The following is a 16,428-nucleotide window of genomic DNA, read 5'->3' as shown; positions in this document are numbered from 1 at the left end:
AGGATGCCTTCGCCGCGGCGGAGCCCGGAGGTACCATTCGTGCGGTCGGCGCGGCAGAAGATTGGCTTCACTTCCAGGCAGCGGAGCAGTATCCTAATGGCGCCGATGCTCACTCGCCTCTATGTGCCTCTACGCACCATGGCGATGGTCCTAGAGGCGCAGGCGTTTCTGACCCGGAAGTGTCCGTGACAAAAACGACGAGGTATCGAAAAGACGCGCGTTCTTGGCAATCAGTGCGCAACCTCCCGGCGTTTTTTCGAGGGGCTGCCTCTAAGGAGGTATGCAATGACACTCGCCACATCAACAGTGTTGCTGATCACACTTGGGGCGATCTCCGTCTGTACTATCGTTCCAACCGACGCCCATCAAGCGAAGAGCGGCTGGACCTATCCTCCGGCGTGCTGCAAGGCCCACGGTTTGAGTGGAGATTGTCAGTCCATTCCGACTCAGAACATTCGTAGAGGGCCCCGCGGTTTTTCCGTCTTACTGCATGCGGGCGACCACCACCTCGCGACAAAACCACATCTTTTCTTCATTCCGTATGGGGACGAAATCCCTTCCGGAGATGGCCGGTATCATATCTGCCTTCACCCGACTGAAAACGACGTGAACTGCTTCTTCTCGCCGCCTGACAGTACCTAACTAGCTTTGCCAACTTGGCCACCGCTAGCTTCTCCACTCGTATCACTGGCGCTGAATCAGTACGCATTCTCCATTTCAAATGGTTCTGAATTAGTTAATGGCTATGGGCCAAGTGCGGGTGTAGGGATCCCGACTTTAGCTTTGAAGCGGTTTTCGAAGCGCCAGGACTCTTTCCCAATTTCTACAATGGTGAGTCAACCAATCGAGCAGTGCTGTCGTCATCTTGGCATCACCGAACGCCGACGGGCCGTTCACCGAAGGCCATGTTCGCCGGTGACGAGGATCGAGGTGCGCTCGTAAAGCCTGCGGATAAGATGGAACAGGAGCGGGCCTCCGTCCTTCGCGAACGGCAGATAGCCGATCTCATCGAGGGTGATGAAGTCGAGGCGTGTGAGGTAGTCGACTATCCGCCTTGCTTGTCGTCACGGGTTTCCGGTTCCAACCGGTTGACCAGATCGATGACATTGAAGAAACGGCCGCGCATCAAGTCCATGAAGCGATCTATAGAGTCTGATCTGCCAGCCCCTACGCGGCGTCTCCTCATCTCCCCAATCGTAACACCTTTCATCCTATAAAGCTAAGATCTGGAAATGCAGGGACATACAACCGCACTGGCTCCTGATCCTTCCACCTCAGAAGGGACCGTGATTTCGCCCGGGTCGGCCTTACGCCACTTCGATCGACCGAAGGAAAGCAACGGTTCGGCCGAACATCCAAAATGGCATCGAACGCTTAGACGCCTTCTGAACATCGGGGCGAGCGCTGTTGTGCCCTGGGTCAGACGTGGCAAGAAGCGTTGACGTTTGAGCAACCCTTTGAAGGTGGATATCCCGGGTTATTCACCTGGTGGATCAATGCCATACAAACAATTAATTTTACGAAGCCGTGGGATGTTATTAAACACCTCGACTATGAATTGGGGATACCATGATGTTGCTCCACCGGAGAGCAGCCGAGGGCTAGGTCACAGACCTGGCCGATAAATGGAGACGAATATGGCCAACGTGGAAATGCAGAACGCACTCTCGTCTGCCAATCAAGTGCGGAGACATAGCTCTGGGTCCTTTCTTCGCCTACTGCAAGAGCCTCGTCGCATTACACCGAATACCAGCCATAACCCGTTCGGGTCGCCACAAAAGCTGAACAACCACTAATCGAACTTCCCAATCCTTGGGTTCTCAAAAGTGAACGGAGCTGTGGGTATGCGAGATGGGGTGTTACTCGCCGCGAAGTCATACAGGGAATGTGAAGGATCCAATATCATTTCAGCGTGAGCATTATGTTCAGCTCATCGGCGTCAGCATCGGTTTCAGAGCCAACGGCTTTACGAAGAGAACCGCAAGGATGTTAAGTATGGGTGAGGTAGTGAGCCTGGCGCTTTCGGAGCGGGGCTTTCGATCACCCTTTCGAAATTAACTTCGCACTTTTCAGGGCCCGGGCGGGTAAAAATGGAAGGTTTTGGAAAAGGGAATTAGAACGGAGAAATTTATACTGGCAATGTTTCCGAACGAAGCTCTTTGCCATTCCATATGCGTTATCGGTACGGCAACGCAGATAAATCCATTGATGAAACTGTAGACTGCATTCTTGGAGCAGCCACCTGATTGCGGACACGAGAGCCGTCGCCAGCAATCGCATGCTCGTAACGGTAGATGAAGCGGGTGGCGTCCTGGTCTAGGGGGTGAAAGCTGAGCAGGTTCAATAAACTCGAAGCCCCCAACAATTATCGGCTCTGGAGGTGCGGCCTCCAATTCCTGCCAGACCCTCAAACCACCTAGCGCAACGGGCTTCGGATAGATTTTCCGGCGCCGCCGTAACCATAAGATAATTCAGTGTAAACTTAAGAACGGCGAATAATTCCTGGCGAAAGACATCGGGGCCACCCTCCGGTCCTGGCCACCGAAAACTCGCCGCCAAACTTGGAGACATTCAGATGACAAACTCTCTTCCCGCAAAGCTGATGGTTGGCATTTTCGACCATTTGGACGAAGACGGCAGAGAGATTGCGCGCCAATATGAAGATCGCATGAAGTTGGCAGAGGTTTGCGATCGCCTTGGCTTTTATGGATATCACGTCGCAGAGCACCACTGTACCCCCCATGGTAGGGGACCTTCGCCGAATCTATTTCTAGCAGGCGTAGCTCAGCGCACGCAGCATCTTCGTCTCGGTCCGTTGGTTATGCTATTGAACCTTTATCATCCGATACGTGCGTTTGAAGAAATTTGCATGCTGGATCATCTGAGTGGTGGCAGGCTCGAGTTGGGCATGGGACGCGGCTCCTTACCAATCGAATGGGGCTTTTTCGGTATTGAGGAGGAGGTGGCGACATCGCGCTATCTCGAAGCCAGCGAGATCGTCATCCAAGCGATGAAGGGAGGAACCCAAGCTCTTTCCTATAAAGGCGACCACTTTGAACTCGACAAAGTCCCGTTGATGTTGAGGCCACACCAACGTCCTCAGCCTCCGACATGGATTACAACCAGTCGTCCTGAGGTTGCGCGGTGGGCGGCTGAGAACGATACAAATCTTGCCTGCGGCGGCCCAGCTTCTGCTGTTCGCCAGATCACTGATGCCTATCGAGCACACGAGAGACATACCGCCGGGGGCAGGAAACGGGCGCCATTCCTTGGGTTGGTCCGAATGGTGGTGGCCGGCAGCACGACGAAGCATGCCATTTCGCTCGCGGCCCCTGCTTATCAACGGTGGCTTCGGAGCTTTAAGTTTCTGTACGAGTTAAACGGGATACAGACTCCTCAGAACCTCCCGCCAGATTTTGATGCAGCAGTAGACTGTCAGTTGTGCGTAGTTGGTACTGCGGCGTCAGTTAGGCAAGATCTTCTCGATCATGTCGAGGAAGCAGGTGCTAATTATCTTCTTTGCCAACTGGCGTTTGGCGATTTGCCATTGGAAGCTTCCTATTACACTGCAACGAGCGTTCACTCTGGAGTTATGGCTTAATCTGGACTGGCCTCAGGTTGCTTTCCGAGCACAGAGATTAGGTCTCTGTGGCCGCGCCCTCAAATCGGTTGAGGAGCGCAAAGGCGAATTCAGCCATCGCCGTAGGAACAACCATTGTGGAAAGGCTGCATTATTGGATAGTTAAAAGATATGCGATTTAAGGGCCTCGATCTCAACCTCCTTGTCGCGCTCGATGCACTAATGATTGAGCGCAACCTTACTGCGGCGGCACGTAGCATCAATCTGAGCCAGCCCGCAATGAGTGCAGCCGTCCGACGGCTCCGCTCCTATTTCCGCGATGAACTTTTTACGATGCGTGGTCGTGAATTTGTTCCAACGCCGCGTGCGGAAGACCTCGCGCCTGCGATTCGTGAAGCTTTACAGCATATTCGGCTCAACATCATATCCTGGGATAAATTTACTCCTGATCAATCAGATCGTCATTTCAGAGTAAGCTTGTGCGATTTCGTTACAGTTGTTCTTTTTCAGAAGATACTGGAGCGTCTTGCGCGGGAGGCGCCCGGCATTAGCTTTGACTTGCTGCCTCTTACTGACAATCCAGACGAGCTCTTGCGACGCGGCGACGTAGACTTCCTTATTAGCCCACCGTTATTCATGTCGAGCGCGCACCCTAAGATAGATCTATTTCAGGAACGACTGACTTGCGTCGGCTGCAGTAATAACAAACAACTTGAGGAAGCCCTTACTGCCGAGGAGTATTCATCGATGGGGCACGCGGTAGTTAGGTTCGGTCGGACGCAGCAGCCTACCATAGAAGATTGCTTCTTGCAGGAGCATGGCCTCAAGAGGCGGGTCGAAGTCGTTGTTTCAAGCTTTAGCATGATCCCCGCCGCCCTGATGGGCACTGATCGCATCGCAACCATTCCATTACGATTAGTTGGGCTTTTTGAGGAGAAGATACCATTGCGGATGACTGCGCCCCCGATAACGCTGCCGACATTCACCGAGGCGGTCCAATGGCCGGTACTTCAAGACAAAGATCCGGCGAATATCTGGATGCGAGATATAATGGTTCAGGAGGCAGCGCGATTGCCGTGACCATCTTGAAACCTGGGAAGCTGGGCTGCGTTGGATCGATCGACCCGCGACGTAGCCGATTAGCTGAAGACGGCACCACCTGCGACTGACCCGCAGGCCATTTTATCGACGAAGCTGAGCGCCAGTCCGTCGCCGGTCGGCCGCCCTTCGGACGATTGCGCGACCTGCGGTCTAGCACCTTCGGCGGCAAAGCGAAGGGTGCTGGGGGACCACAATTGCTGGTATTGTTCGTTTCTGATGGTTTTTGGTGGCATCTGCTAAGCTCCGACGCTGCTCCTACGCAAGCAGGGACGGAGGCCTCGGGAATGTGGCCAGTGTTCACGTTTAACCGCTTCACAGGGGATTCAATCTCGAATTCTGAACTAGATTATGATAGCAGCCTTTCTAACCGCGGCTTCTTCAGCGATCCAATGCGAGCGCTCCAATGTGAATTTTCATGCGCTTGGGCTCTGAAACGCCTGTTTGGTGGGTGCAGTATCATGACGGATCTAAATACCACATGCTCTCCTTCGGCCTCGGCCGCGAATTCTCCGCGTTAGTTGAACTTGTTCGGACTCGGCAGATCGTACTCAAGCAGGAACCTCCGTCAGGAACCGGATTATTGCAGCGAGCCATGTATTTTAGGTGCGTTGGAGGAAATCATATGGGAAGCTTCCTCAACCAATATCTCCCTAAACCAGATGCTCCCTGGATCGGCATTATGTAGCGCTGGCCATTGAACAGCTTCGGTGAAGACGGGAAGCGGTAACGGAAGGTTGATGATCCGCAAAGGGAAAGTACTTTCGTAATGCTCGACTAAGCGAAGCGGTAGGTTAGCTATGCGTTTCGTGCCACGCAGGACTGATGGTATTAAGCTAAACCCTTGCACGACGACCTCCACCCGCCTCTGAATCCCATTCTCGAGCAAGAACCAGCCCTCGACCGATGGCTTCAAAAAGCGCCCAAACGCGGCAGCGACGTGTCCCATGGAAACATATTGCTCAATCGTCAGCGCTGAAGGTAGGTCCACATTTGTCGAACAGGCTACACATACAAATTTCTCTGTGAACAGCTTTGCGCTCGGATGTGCGCCCGAGAGAAAAAATTCAGGCAGGATGAGGAAATCGACGTCACCGCGGCTAAGCATTTCGTACGGATCACTATCTAAAGGCAGCAACTCGAAGCTGACTGCGGGCGCTTCTCGAGCAACGCGCTCAATGATCTTATTGAAGTATATCAGCATCATGAAATCGGACAGAACTATTCTAAAGCATCTGTCAGACTTCGACGGGTTAAATGGCTCCCAAGAGATGATTGAGCATTGTACTTGCAAGAGAGTTTCGCGCACTGCCGAGGCAAGTCCTTCGGCACGTGGCGTCAGCCGAAGTTCTCGACCATTCATTGTAAACAATTCGTCGCGGAAATAGTCCCGCAGCCTGCCAATGGCGGCACTCATGGCTGGCTGACTTAGATTGATACTACGTGCGGCAGCCGTTAGGTTGCGCTCGGTCGTGAGCGCGTCCAGTGCAACGAGCAGGTTTAGATCAAGACCCTTGAAACGCATCTTTAGTCACATCCAAACAACGGATATTTTATATCCAAACAATCAATTTTTCCAGTACAGAACCTTCCAGCGTAGATCCAATGAAGGTTCGTCAAAAAGGCTTAGGTTAGTTTGACGATCTATTAAGTAGCGTTCATAGTTACGATAGACGTTATAGTTGCAGATAGTCTAATTTAAGTATGGAAAGGCGCCTTAGCAATAGGCGATGTGGAGCGGCGTCACTGAGCGACATGACATTCGGAACGCTAGTGAACGGAATGGGCGGAAGTAGGTGCATCATATCGCGACACCGGAGGGCTTTGGTGATTGGTCGCTCGCGGCGGTCGGGCGCTATGCGCAACGGATGAGCCGCACGCTGGCTATCGACGGGCGGGGCTCCTTCTGTTTGGAGCCGGCTCAAGATATTGGTGGCGTGCCAGTAATCTGTGATGAAAAGATCAACGCGCCTGAAGGCGCTTGAGGAAGAGCCGACATGTTCACGAAGAAGTTGGAGCGCGGCCGCTTCATCTGGCCGTCGGCAGCCGACGGCAGATCGGAACGCATCCATTGGACGGATGAGTTCCATCCAAACAAATGATTTCACTTGCTTATACCGGTGCCATTAGAAGCGCTCAAACAGTGCGTATCAAGTAGTTGCTCTGTCGACGCCTGGACAGAGTATTAAGTGGAGGTTTAGGTATGAGCCCTCAGGTGCGGTGGAAAGTGTGCTGGGAAAACGAGTTGGAGCTCTCTGACCACACGGAGCTCGCAGATTTCTTTCGGAAGACCTATGGGCCAACTGGCGCTTACAACGCCCTTCCATTCGAAGGTGCTCGTAGTTGGTCAGGAGCTAGGCCCGAGCTTCGCGTAATAGGCTATGATGCGCACGGTGTGGCCGCTCATATGGGGTTGTTGCGTCGTTTCGTTCGGGTTGGCGAGGTCGATCTACTCGTATGCGAGCTTGGATTGTGGGGCGTGCGTCCAGATCTTGAGGGGTACGGCATCAATTCAATGCGCATTGTTTACCCAGTGCTGCAGCAACTTGGCGTTCGGTTTGCGTTCGGCGGTGTTCGGCAGGCGTTGCGCAACCTTGTTCTCAGGCTCTGCCGAAATGGTCTTGCGACTGTTTTGGAAGGGGTACGCGTGCGATCCACCCTTGCCGATGTTTATCTCAACCTCCCGCCGACGCGCTGTGAAAACGTAATTCTGGTAGTATTCCCAATAGGATGCTCAATGAGTGACTGGCCATCGGGGACCTTGATCGAGCGGAATGGCCCTGAGCTATGAAAGAGCATGGTCCCATAGGTGAAGTTATCCGAAGAGACGGTGGCGGCCCAGTGATCGGTGCGTCTATCTAACCCTCGATGACGGACCGACCCACACGATGACACATCCCGACCTTTCGATCTGCGAACGCTTAGACGTCAAGCGTGAGATATTCGAGACAAGCGGGACTATCAGGGACATATGCCCCGAAGCCTCGCAGGCGATGCGACTACCTTGTCTGCGATCGTTCTGGCAATCGCGACGTAGTCACACCTGTGCACGGATACTGTGGGCAGGCGCTTCGCGGTTCAATGTCATTCTCCCGCCAAAGAACATGGACAAACGCAAAGTCCAGATTGTTGCTATCAGGGGATCATCGGAATAGCTTTCACCGTCGATGCGACATGGAGAATTATTCACCTCGTGCCGTAGTGGTGCTTGCGCCGCCACGGCTTGTCGTCGATACCAATCACCGAGGGCGGGGTCGATGGCGGTTCCTTGTCTGCGGATGACACAGAGCAAGGTGTCGTCTCTAACGGAAGCATCAGCCGCTGGGCAAACCGCGCCGCCGGGCGTCCTCCAAGCGCCAACTGGTGAACGACATGCTCGAGGCGTCCGTCTGTCATAGGGCGGCAGCAGATCGTCAAACCGCTCAGCAAATACTGGCTGCCGCAGAGCACGGCATCGGAGCCTGCGCACAAGCGCACTGCCGACCATACTGCGATGGCCGACAACCCAGATCTTCTTGTTGGACAAGTCGTACACTTAGAGCTCTTCCCGACTGTTCAGGGCCTTCCAGTGCTTGACACCTCGCGCACCTTCTCGGCGACGAGCTTCCGAACCGGGTTCTTGTGTTGCCAGCCCAGCTTCTGGCGGGCCTTGGTCGGATCACCGGCAGAAGATCGACTTCCGTCGGGCGGAGGTATCGAGGATCGCCTTCCACAAGGCAGGCACCGGACGCGGAGTCGTAGCCATTTCGTCGACGCCTGACGCCTTCCATTCCAAAGCAATGTCCACGTCGGCAAAAGCCCGCTCGTGAAATTGGCGGACACTCGTCGTCTCGCCGGTCGCCAAGACGTGGCCATCCGGCTTGTCCTGCTGCAACATGCGCCACATGCCCTCGACATACTCACGTGCGTGGCCCCAGTCGCAGCTCCTGGCGCTGTTTTTGGCCAGCTGTCGGGCGCTGCGGGCCTGCGCGATCGAAGTTGGCTTGTTCAGCCACAAGGCAAAGCTCTATCACCTGGGCGCTTGCAGCGTCGCCCGTGCGATACGCCATTTCTCTCTTGGCTACAGGGATGTGCGATTGTCTCCAGTTTTCGGAGCTTCGTTTGATCCTGCTGATAGTCGCGGTCGCCCTGCCGCGCGGTCGCCCTAGCGGTGCAAGTGATGCCCTTACGACACCGTCTGTCGGCTTTGTCTTGTCGGCGACATTAGGGTTGGTTGGCCAGTTTCCTGTGCTGGCTCGGGCTAACTTCCTGAAACCCAACAAAAAGATCTTTCCTTCGGCTCGATCGGCCCACATGGCACGGGTTTTGAAGATTGCCCTGGGAGGCGGCGCGAGCTGCCGGCCTTTTACTCAGCGATGGATGGAACGAAAGAAGGAAGGCGATATGTCAGATTTGCGTCAAATCGCATTTTACGGCAAAGGGGGGATCGGCAAGTCCACCACCTCCCAAAATACGCTCGCAGCGCTTGTCGACCTCGGGCAGAAGATCCTGATCGTCGGATGCGACCCGAAAGCCGACTCCACCCGGCTGATCCTGAACGCCAAAGCACAGGACACGGTTCTGCATCTGGCAGCACAGGAAGGTTCGGTGGAAGATCTTGAGCTCGAGGACGTGCTCAAGGCCGGCTACAAGGGCATCAAGTGTGTGGAGTCCGGCGGTCCGGAACCGGGCGTCGGCTGCGCCGGGCGCGGCGTCATCACCTCGATCAATTTCCTCGAGGAGAACGGCGCTTATGACGATGTCGACTACGTCTCCTATGACGTGCTTGGCGATGTGGTGTGCGGTGGTTTCGCGATGCCGATCCGTGAGAACAAGGCCCAGGAGATCTACATCGTGATGTCCGGCGAGATGATGGCGCTCTATGCCGCCAACAACATCGCCAAGGGCATCCTGAAATATGCCCATTCCGGCGGCGTGCGGCTCGGCGGCCTGATCTGTAACGAGCGCCAGACGGACCGCGAGCTCGACCTCTCCGAGGCGCTGGCTGCCAGGCTCAATTCCAAGCTCATCCACTTTGTGCCGCGTGACAACATCGTCCAGCACGCCGAGCTCAGGAAGATGACGGTGATCCAGTACGCGCCGGACTCCAAGCAGGCCGGGGAATATCGGGCGCTAGCCGAGAAGATCCATGCCAATTCGGGCCAAGGGACCATTCCGACCCCGATTACCATGGAAGAGCTCGAAGACATGCTGCTCGACTTCGGCATCATGAAGAGCGACGAGCAGATGCTGGCCGAACTACAGGCCAAGGAGTCAGCGGTGGCTGCGGCTCAATAACTGCCGCTGTCGACAGGACGCGCTGGCCCTTGAGCCAGCGCGTCCTTCCACGAAAGACGCTTCGTCGACGACGACATAACCCGAACCTTGAAAGGGGCAGGGGCCCATGAGCCTTGATTACGAGAATGACAGCGTTTTGCATGAAAAGCTCATTGCGGAAGTGTTAGCGCAATATCCAGACAAGGCGGCAAAGCGCCGCAAGAAGCACCTCAGCGTCGCAACGAGCGGCGACGAGCCTGGCGATGAGCCGAAGGCGCTTTCCGAATGCGACGTCAAATCAAACATCAAGTCCATTCCGGGCGTGATGACGATCCGCGGCTGCGCCTATGCCGGCTCCAAAGGCGTGGTATGGGGGCCGGTCAAGGACATGGTCCACATCTCGCACGGGCCGGTCGGTTGCGGTCATTATTCCTGGTCGCAACGCCGCAACTACTACGTCGGCCTGACGGGCATCGACACGTTCGTGACGCTGCAGTTCACCTCAGACTTCCAGGAAAAGGACATCGTGTTCGGCGGCGACAAGAAGCTTGAACAGGTCATCGACGAGATCGAGGCGCTTTTCCCCCTCAACAACGGCATCAGCGTGCAGTCGGAATGCCCGATCGGGCTGATTGGCGACGACATTGAAGCGGTGTCGCGCAAGAAGGCCAAGGAGCACGAAAAGACGATCGTGCCGGTGCGCTGCGAGGGCTTCCGCGGCGTCTCGCAATCGCTCGGCCACCACATCGCCAACGACGCCATCCGTGACTGGGTTTTCGACAAGAACGAAGTCGAGTTCGAGACCGGCCCTTATGACGTCAACGTCGTCGGCGACTACAATATCGGTGGCGACGCGTGGGCTACGCGCATTCTATTGGAGGAGGTGGGGCTGCGCGTGGTCGGCAACTGGTCGGGTGATGCCACGCTCGCTGAGGTCGAGCGCGCGCCAAAGGCCAAGCTCAACCTCATCCACTGCTACCGCTCGATGAACTACATCTGTCGGCACATGGAGGAAAAGTACGGCATCCCGTGGATGGAATACAATTTCTTTGGTCCGTCCCAGATCGAAACCTCCCTGCGCGAAATAGCCAAGCACTTCGGTCCGGAAATCGTCGACAAGACCGAGGCTGTCATCACCAAGTACCGGCCCCTGGTCGATGCTGTCGTCGACAAGTACCGGCCGCGCCTCGAAGGCAAGACGGTGATGCTCTATGTCGGCGGCCTGCGTCCTCGCCACGTCATCACGGCCTATGAGGACCTCGGCATGCGGATCGTCGGCACCGGCTACGAGTTCGCCCACAACGACGACTATCAGCGCACCGGCCATTATGTGAACAAGGGTACGCTGATCTATGACGACGTGACCGGTTACGAGCTGGAAAAGTTCATCGAAGGCATCCGCCCCGACCTTGTTGGGTCCGGCATCAAAGAGAAGTATCCGGTGCAGAAGATGGGCATCCCCTTCCGCCAGATGCACTCCTGGGATTATTCGGGCCCCTATCACGGCTATGACGGCTTTGCCATATTCGCCCGCGACATGGATCTGGCCATCAATAATCCGGTGTGGGATCTCTACGACGTCCCCTGGAAAAAAAAGGCCGCGCCAGCTGAGGCGGTTGCGGCCGAATGAGAGCTTGGCCTGTCTTGGGAAGGGGCAGGCCAGGCCCTTCCATCGGCCTTGATCCGCACTCGTGACAGATGACATCCCATTGCCGCCACCGGTGCGGCGCGATGAAAAGAAAGGTGCTTACTATGCCGCAGTCGGCGGAAAAAGTTCTCGATCATGCTCCCCTGTTCCGCGAGCCGGAATACAGGCAGATGCTCGCCGAGAAGAAAGCCAATTTCGAATGCCCCCACCCGGATCAGGTCGTTGCCGATCAAAACGACTTCACGAAGACCTGGGAGTATCGCGAAAAGAACCTGGGCCGCAAAGCCCTGGTCGTGAACCCGGCCAAAGCCTGCCAGCCGCTCGGTGCCGTCTTCGCAGCCGCAGGCTTTGAGCAAACGATGTCCTTCGTCCACGGCAGCCAGGGCTGCGTCGCCTATTACCGTTCGCATCTGTCGCGTCACTTCAAGGAGCCTTCATCGGCGGTCTCGTCCTCGATGACGGAGGACGCGGCGGTGTTCGGCGGGTTGAAGAACATGGTCGACGGGCTCGCCAATACATACAAGCTCTACGATCCGAAGATGATCGCCGTCTCGACCACCTGCATGGCCGAAGTCATTGGAGACGACCTTCACAGCTTCATCGAAAACGCAAAGAACGAAGGGTCGGTCCCGCACGACTTCGATGTTCCTTTCGCTCACACACCTGCCTTCGTCGGCAGCCACGTCGATGGCTATGACGGCATGATCAAGGGCATTCTGGAGAACTTCTGGAAAGGCAACGAGCGGAAGGAGGTTGCCCAAGCCATCAACATCATTCCCGGCTTCGACGGCTTCTGCGTCGGCAACAACCGCGAACTGAAGCGCCTGCTCGACATGATGGGCGTATCCTACATCTTCATCCAGGATGCCTCCGACCAGTTCGACACGCCGTCTGACGGTACGTACCGCATGTATGACGGCGGCACGAAGATCGAAGACGTGAAAACGGCGTTGAACGCCGAAGCGACCCTGTCGCTGCAGCACTATAGCACGCGCAAAACGCTGGAATATTGCAAGGAGGTCGGTCAGGCTACGGCCTCGTTCCATTATCCGCTGGGTGTCCAGGCGACCGACGAATTCCTGATGAAGGTCTCGGAGATTACCGGCAAGGAAATTCCTCCGGCACTCGGCCTGGAGCGCGGCCGTCTCGTCGACGCTATGGCAGATAGCCAGGCCTGGCTGCACGGGAAGAAATACGCGATCTACGGCGATCCTGACTTCGTCTACGCTGTTGCCCGGTTTGTCTTGGAAACCGGCGGTGAGCCGACCCACTGCCTTGCTACCAACGGCACGTCGGCCTGGGAAGCCGAGATGAAGGCGTTGCTCGCATCCTCGCCCTTCGGCAAGGCTTCCCAGGTCTGGGCGGGCAAGGACCTGTGGGCGTTGCGCTCGCTGCTCTTTACCGAGCCGGTAGATCTTATGATCGGCAATTCCTATGGCAAGTATCTTGAGCGCGACACCGGCACCCCATTGATCCGGCTGAGCTTTCCGATATTCGACCGGCACCATCACCACCGTTTCCCGCTCATGGGCTACCAGGGCGGCCTGCGCGTCGTGACGACGATCCTCGACAAGATCTTCGACAAGCTCGATCGCGAGACGAGCGAGCCGGGTGTGACGGACTATTCTTACGACCTGACCCGCTAGGAGCGGCGGCGGTCGGCCTTGCGAGGCCGGCCGCCTTCATCTGAACTTGGAGACCGCAATGCCCTCGCTCAATGCTAAAGTCCAGGATGTCTTCGACGAGCCTGCCTGCGAGAAGAACCGCAGCAAGGATTCCAAGGCGCGTAAGAACGGCTGCTCGAAGCCGCTGATCCCCGGGGCGGCAGCCGGCGGATGCGCTTTCGATGGCGCCAAGATCGTGCTGCAGCCCGTCACCGACGTCGCGCACCTGATCCACGGGCCTCTCGGCTGTGAGGGCAATTCCTGGGACAACCGAGGATCGGCTTCCTCAGGTCCAACGCTCTGGCGAACGAGCTTCAAGGTGCTGACCGAATCAGGCGCCACCGAAAAGAAGCCTTTCGATGAGGAGGACTAGGACATGGGTACATTGACAGGAAGTACGGATGGCCCTGCTGTCAAGGAGGATGGGGATCTCGCCACCCCTTTTCTCAGATGCCTCATAAGGCTCATCCGCGCTCAGGATGCCCATGGGGCGTGGGAGGGCAAATCGGACGCTGACCTGCTGGCCGACTTCATCCTCACCAAGGAGCAGCGCCGTAAGATCCCGATCATCGGCGATCCCGATCCGGATGTGCTGTGGAGGCTCCAGAATTTTTACAGTTGCGTGGGGCTTGTGATCGAAGAGTGCACAGGCCTGTTGGCATCGCCGATCATGACGATCGGCCATGAGGGCTTCGGCCGCGTGCTTTTCACGACTGGACGGTTGGTCGTTCTGTCGAAGACCCTGCGCGATGTCCACCGGTTCGGCTTTGAGACGCTTGGCAAGCTCGCCGAGGTCGGCAACAAAATGGTCGATGACGCGATTGCAGTTATCGAAACCTATCCCGACGTTGCGCGGGCATCATGAAATCAGTTTTCGAGGAGAGAGATCATGTCAGACCTTGAGGAACTGCAGAAGAAAGTCCGTAAGCTGCAGTCACGTGCCGCCACTGCGAAAATGGAGTTGCACGATCTTGCCGAGGACCTTCCGATTAATTGGGCTAAGATCAAGACCATTGCTGGAGAGACGTTCGACGCCTTCGCCGAGTTGAACGCTGCGAAGGAAGAGCTCGCCGCATTGGAGAATTCATGATGACCGGCTCTTTCGTCACGCGCGACGGCTCCAGCTGGGTGCCGAAGTACCTGACCTGCATCGATGCTGCAACCTGCATCGGCTGTGGCCGATGCTTCAAAGTCTGCTCTCGCGAAGTCATGCACCTCTATGGCGTCGATGAAGCGGGTGGAATCCTCGGCATCTGCGACGACGAGGATGAAGACTTCGATGGCGAGCTCAATCGTATGATCATGGTTGTCGACCAGGCCGGCCGCTGCATTGGTTGCGGCGCCTGCGCGCGCGTCTGCCCGAAGAACTGTCAGACCCATCTCGCGGCAGACAAGGTTACTGCGTGATCTTGCGAACAAATCAGGAGAACGCTTTTGCCTTCATCTGGTTTGTTGCCTCCTGCTGCTCGTACTCTGCGCAAGCCAACGAACGAAGTTACTTCCTGTGGCATTCCATCCACAAAGTTAGCGTTGCGATGGTGGCTAGTTCATCGCTTCTTCAGTGAAGCTTTTTCAAAAGCGCGAAGTGGCGATCGCTGTCTCGTCGCCTTCGGCGATGAACCGATTATCCGGTTGCCAAGGCAGATGCCCCGTGATCGGATCGCCACACATGGTGACATTCGTGTCCCATGCCGGGTCCGCGGATGCGGATGCGGCGGTTTCTATCCAGATGACGGCCGGTGTAAAGAAGGCACTGCGCTTGCACGCAATGTCTCGCGCAAGCTGACCGTCAAGGCAAACACCAGTGCGCGGCTGGAGGCACTTGCGGCGAGGACCGCAACGTCACTTTCCACCCCGCAGGCTCAATACGATCCGACACAGGACGATCCTGAGCGCGATTGAATTACATGCTCATTCGCTTGTCCCCATCTCAGCTGTCCACATGTCTCGCAAATGTCGGGCACCCGACACCTATTGTCGGATTGTCGAGATTAGAACGTTTGTTCGTCCGCCAAATACCGATCAATCCGCCCATCGATAAACGAAACTCATCTTCTTGGAGCGTCTGAGCAGTTGGCATGGTGTTTGCTGATCCTGGTTACAAGCGGCAGAAAGCAGTCTGCATGATGGCGGTTCATGAAACGAACGGAACGGGGGCCACATGACGGTTCGTCATCGAACCGACGTTCTACCAAGCGGCCATGCATAGTCCGCCGGCGGAAGGGGTCAATCCCGACGTCACAGCTTGCAACCAACTCAAAGAGAAGGAAAACGCTATGACCAAGATTTCCGAAAGATCCTTTGAAACGATCGAAAACCCGGCGTCATCGCCGCTCAAGGTGCCAGATCAGTTCGGCGCATCCGTTGAAAAGGGGAACAAGCAGGTGACAGAGGCTTTTTTGAAATTTGCGTCCGGCGCTGAAGCGACACAGAAAATGCTGCCTCCGATCCTCGAAACGACAAGTCTGTTCGGCAACGAATTGTCGTGGAAGACGATCGCTGCACTGCAGGCCGACGCCGAGGCCGGCTTCTCGCATCTGCAAGCTTTGCTTAGCGCAAATTCGCCGTCGCAGGTCCTCGAACTGCAGTCGACCTTCCTGCGCAAGCGGGTTGAGACAAGTTTGCAGCACGCCAAGGAATTCCGGGTACTCGCAAGCAGGACGGTGGAGGAAATCTCAAAGCCGGTCAAGGATGCTTTTGACAAGGTGCTGACGGACCTCAAGGCGACGTAAAACTGAGGAGAGCCTGGAAATACCGCGCGGTGATCGGCCCGGTGAAGAAACAGCTGAAGTTCGCACTCGCTTCGATGACCGCTCAGTAGCCCCCGATCTTTCCCATCCATCTTCTGTGCACGGCTGATGCGCGGGACCATGTCTATGGCGCTCATATTCGCGCCCGAATGCAGAGCCCGCTCGAGCAACTCGTTGTTGGCTACGGGATAGATGAAAGAGATCAGCGTCTTTTCAGGCGACAGCAGGGCGACCTCATTAGTCGGGGCGCACCTTGACGATCACGTCGGCGGCCGCGGCGAGGGCCTGTGGACTTGGAACGACCACGACTTCCGCATTTCGGTAGGCTTCGTTCGAGATTTCCGCCGTTAGGCCGGCACCAGTTTCCACTGGCGATCAGCAAAATATCGCCGGGGGCCCGCGCATGGAGCGTGCCGAGACCGTGGGATGCGG

The 16,428-nt window shown here is 56.3% G+C and carries 15 protein-coding genes and 4 pseudogenes; 13 read left to right on the top strand and 6 right to left on the bottom strand.

Annotated features, from left to right (window positions below):
* The first annotated feature begins 285 nt into the window (after window positions 1-285).
* Window positions 286-642, top strand: coding sequence for a hypothetical protein (locus tag CO657_RS22515; protein WP_082366430.1), 357 nt, complete (start codon window positions 286-288; stop codon window positions 640-642).
* 101 nt (window positions 643-743) lie between these two features.
* On the opposite strand, the pseudogene CO657_RS22510 reads toward CO657_RS22515, so the two are convergent.
* Window positions 744-1,132 (bottom strand): annotated as a pseudogene (locus CO657_RS22510) (ATP-binding protein); the annotation flags it as partial.
* A 1,443-nt stretch (window positions 1,133-2,575) separates the two neighbouring features.
* Here CO657_RS22510 and CO657_RS22505 point away from each other — a divergent pair.
* Window positions 2,576-3,601, top strand: coding sequence for an LLM class flavin-dependent oxidoreductase (locus CO657_RS22505; protein ID WP_054186303.1), 1,026 nt, complete (start codon window positions 2,576-2,578; stop codon window positions 3,599-3,601).
* A gap of 150 nt (window positions 3,602-3,751) precedes the next feature.
* Window positions 3,752-4,660 (top strand): transcriptional regulator NodD3, encoded by a 909-nt coding sequence (nodD3, locus tag CO657_RS22500; protein ID WP_054186302.1) that lies wholly within the window; start codon window positions 3,752-3,754, stop codon window positions 4,658-4,660.
* Between the two features lie 59 nt (window positions 4,661-4,719).
* Here the strand turns inward: nodD3 and CO657_RS36840 are convergent, their stop codons facing one another.
* Together CO657_RS36840 and nodD2 are read right to left on the bottom strand one after the other, a co-directional pair.
* Window positions 4,720-4,914 carry a hypothetical protein gene (locus CO657_RS36840; RefSeq protein ID WP_156339817.1) on the bottom strand — a complete coding sequence of 65 codons (195 nt, stop codon included), beginning with the start codon at window positions 4,912-4,914 and terminating at the stop codon, window positions 4,720-4,722.
* A 344-nt stretch (window positions 4,915-5,258) separates the two neighbouring features.
* Window positions 5,259-6,203 (bottom strand): transcriptional regulator NodD2, encoded by a 945-nt coding sequence (gene nodD2 / locus CO657_RS22495; protein WP_054186301.1) that lies wholly within the window; start codon window positions 6,201-6,203, stop codon window positions 5,259-5,261.
* A 271-nt stretch (window positions 6,204-6,474) separates the two neighbouring features.
* On the opposite strand from nodD2, the gene CO657_RS22490 reads away from it, so the two are divergent.
* Both CO657_RS22490 and nodA read left to right on the top strand, forming a co-directional pair.
* Window positions 6,475-6,663, top strand: a complete 189-nt coding sequence (locus CO657_RS22490; RefSeq protein ID WP_425349973.1) for a hypothetical protein — start codon at window positions 6,475-6,477, stop codon at window positions 6,661-6,663.
* A 218-nt stretch (window positions 6,664-6,881) separates the two neighbouring features.
* The gene (nodA, locus tag CO657_RS22485; RefSeq protein WP_004679687.1) at window positions 6,882-7,469 is read left to right on the top strand and encodes a nodulation N-acyltransferase NodA; all 588 of its coding nucleotides are present in this window, start codon (window positions 6,882-6,884) and stop codon (window positions 7,467-7,469) included.
* Between the two features lie 744 nt (window positions 7,470-8,213).
* On the opposite strand, the pseudogene CO657_RS36830 reads toward nodA, so the two are convergent.
* Window positions 8,214-8,597: pseudogene (locus CO657_RS36830) on the bottom strand (GDP-mannose 4,6-dehydratase); the annotation flags it as partial.
* A 464-nt stretch (window positions 8,598-9,061) separates the two neighbouring features.
* Here CO657_RS36830 and nifH point away from each other — a divergent pair.
* From nifH to CO657_RS22425, 8 genes and pseudogenes are all read left to right on the top strand, one after another.
* Window positions 9,062-9,955, top strand: a complete 894-nt coding sequence (nifH, locus tag CO657_RS22465) for a nitrogenase iron protein (protein WP_054186393.1) — start codon at window positions 9,062-9,064, stop codon at window positions 9,953-9,955.
* 106 nt (window positions 9,956-10,061) lie between these two features.
* Entirely contained in the window at window positions 10,062-11,564 is a 1,503-nt protein-coding gene (gene nifD / locus CO657_RS22460) for a nitrogenase molybdenum-iron protein alpha chain (protein WP_007636846.1), read from the top strand.
* Between the two features lie 122 nt (window positions 11,565-11,686).
* Window positions 11,687-13,228 carry a nitrogenase molybdenum-iron protein subunit beta gene (nifK, locus tag CO657_RS22455; protein WP_054186339.1) on the top strand — a complete coding sequence of 514 codons (1,542 nt, stop codon included), beginning with the start codon at window positions 11,687-11,689 and terminating at the stop codon, window positions 13,226-13,228.
* A 58-nt stretch (window positions 13,229-13,286) separates the two neighbouring features.
* Window positions 13,287-13,604: pseudogene (locus CO657_RS22450) on the top strand (nitrogenase component 1); the annotation flags it as partial.
* Window positions 13,605-13,622: 18 nt separating this feature from the next.
* Window positions 13,623-14,111: a NifX-associated nitrogen fixation protein gene (locus CO657_RS22445; protein WP_088397325.1), complete on the top strand. Its 489-nt coding sequence runs from the start codon at window positions 13,623-13,625 to the stop codon at window positions 14,109-14,111.
* A 24-nt stretch (window positions 14,112-14,135) separates the two neighbouring features.
* Window positions 14,136-14,336: a CCE_0567 family metalloprotein gene (locus CO657_RS22440; RefSeq protein WP_054186391.1), complete on the top strand. Its 201-nt coding sequence runs from the start codon at window positions 14,136-14,138 to the stop codon at window positions 14,334-14,336.
* Complete coding sequence (gene fdxB / locus CO657_RS22435) at window positions 14,336-14,653, top strand: ferredoxin III, nif-specific (protein ID WP_054186392.1); 318 nt, start codon at window positions 14,336-14,338, stop codon at window positions 14,651-14,653. The genes CO657_RS22440 and fdxB overlap by 1 nt, the downstream gene beginning before the upstream one ends.
* Window positions 14,654-15,522: 869 nt before the next feature.
* The gene (locus CO657_RS22425; protein WP_054186405.1) at window positions 15,523-15,978 is read left to right on the top strand and encodes a phasin; all 456 of its coding nucleotides are present in this window, start codon (window positions 15,523-15,525) and stop codon (window positions 15,976-15,978) included.
* Window positions 15,979-16,142: 164 nt separating this feature from the next.
* Here CO657_RS22425 and CO657_RS38070 read toward each other — a convergent pair.
* Window positions 16,143-16,190, bottom strand: a pseudogene (locus CO657_RS38070) (hypothetical protein); the annotation flags it as partial.
* 43 nt (window positions 16,191-16,233) lie between these two features.
* On the bottom strand, window positions 16,234-16,365 hold the full coding sequence (locus CO657_RS38065; RefSeq protein WP_007637035.1) for an NAD(P) transhydrogenase subunit alpha: 132 nt from the start codon (window positions 16,363-16,365) through the stop codon (window positions 16,234-16,236).
* Window positions 16,366-16,428 lie beyond the last annotated feature (63 nt).

The sequence above is a fragment of the Rhizobium acidisoli genome (assembly GCF_002531755.2).
GTDB lineage: Bacteria > Pseudomonadota > Alphaproteobacteria > Rhizobiales > Rhizobiaceae > Rhizobium > Rhizobium acidisoli.
Note: the sequence above shows the minus strand (reverse complement) of the source record. Positions and strands in the feature narration are given on the sequence as shown.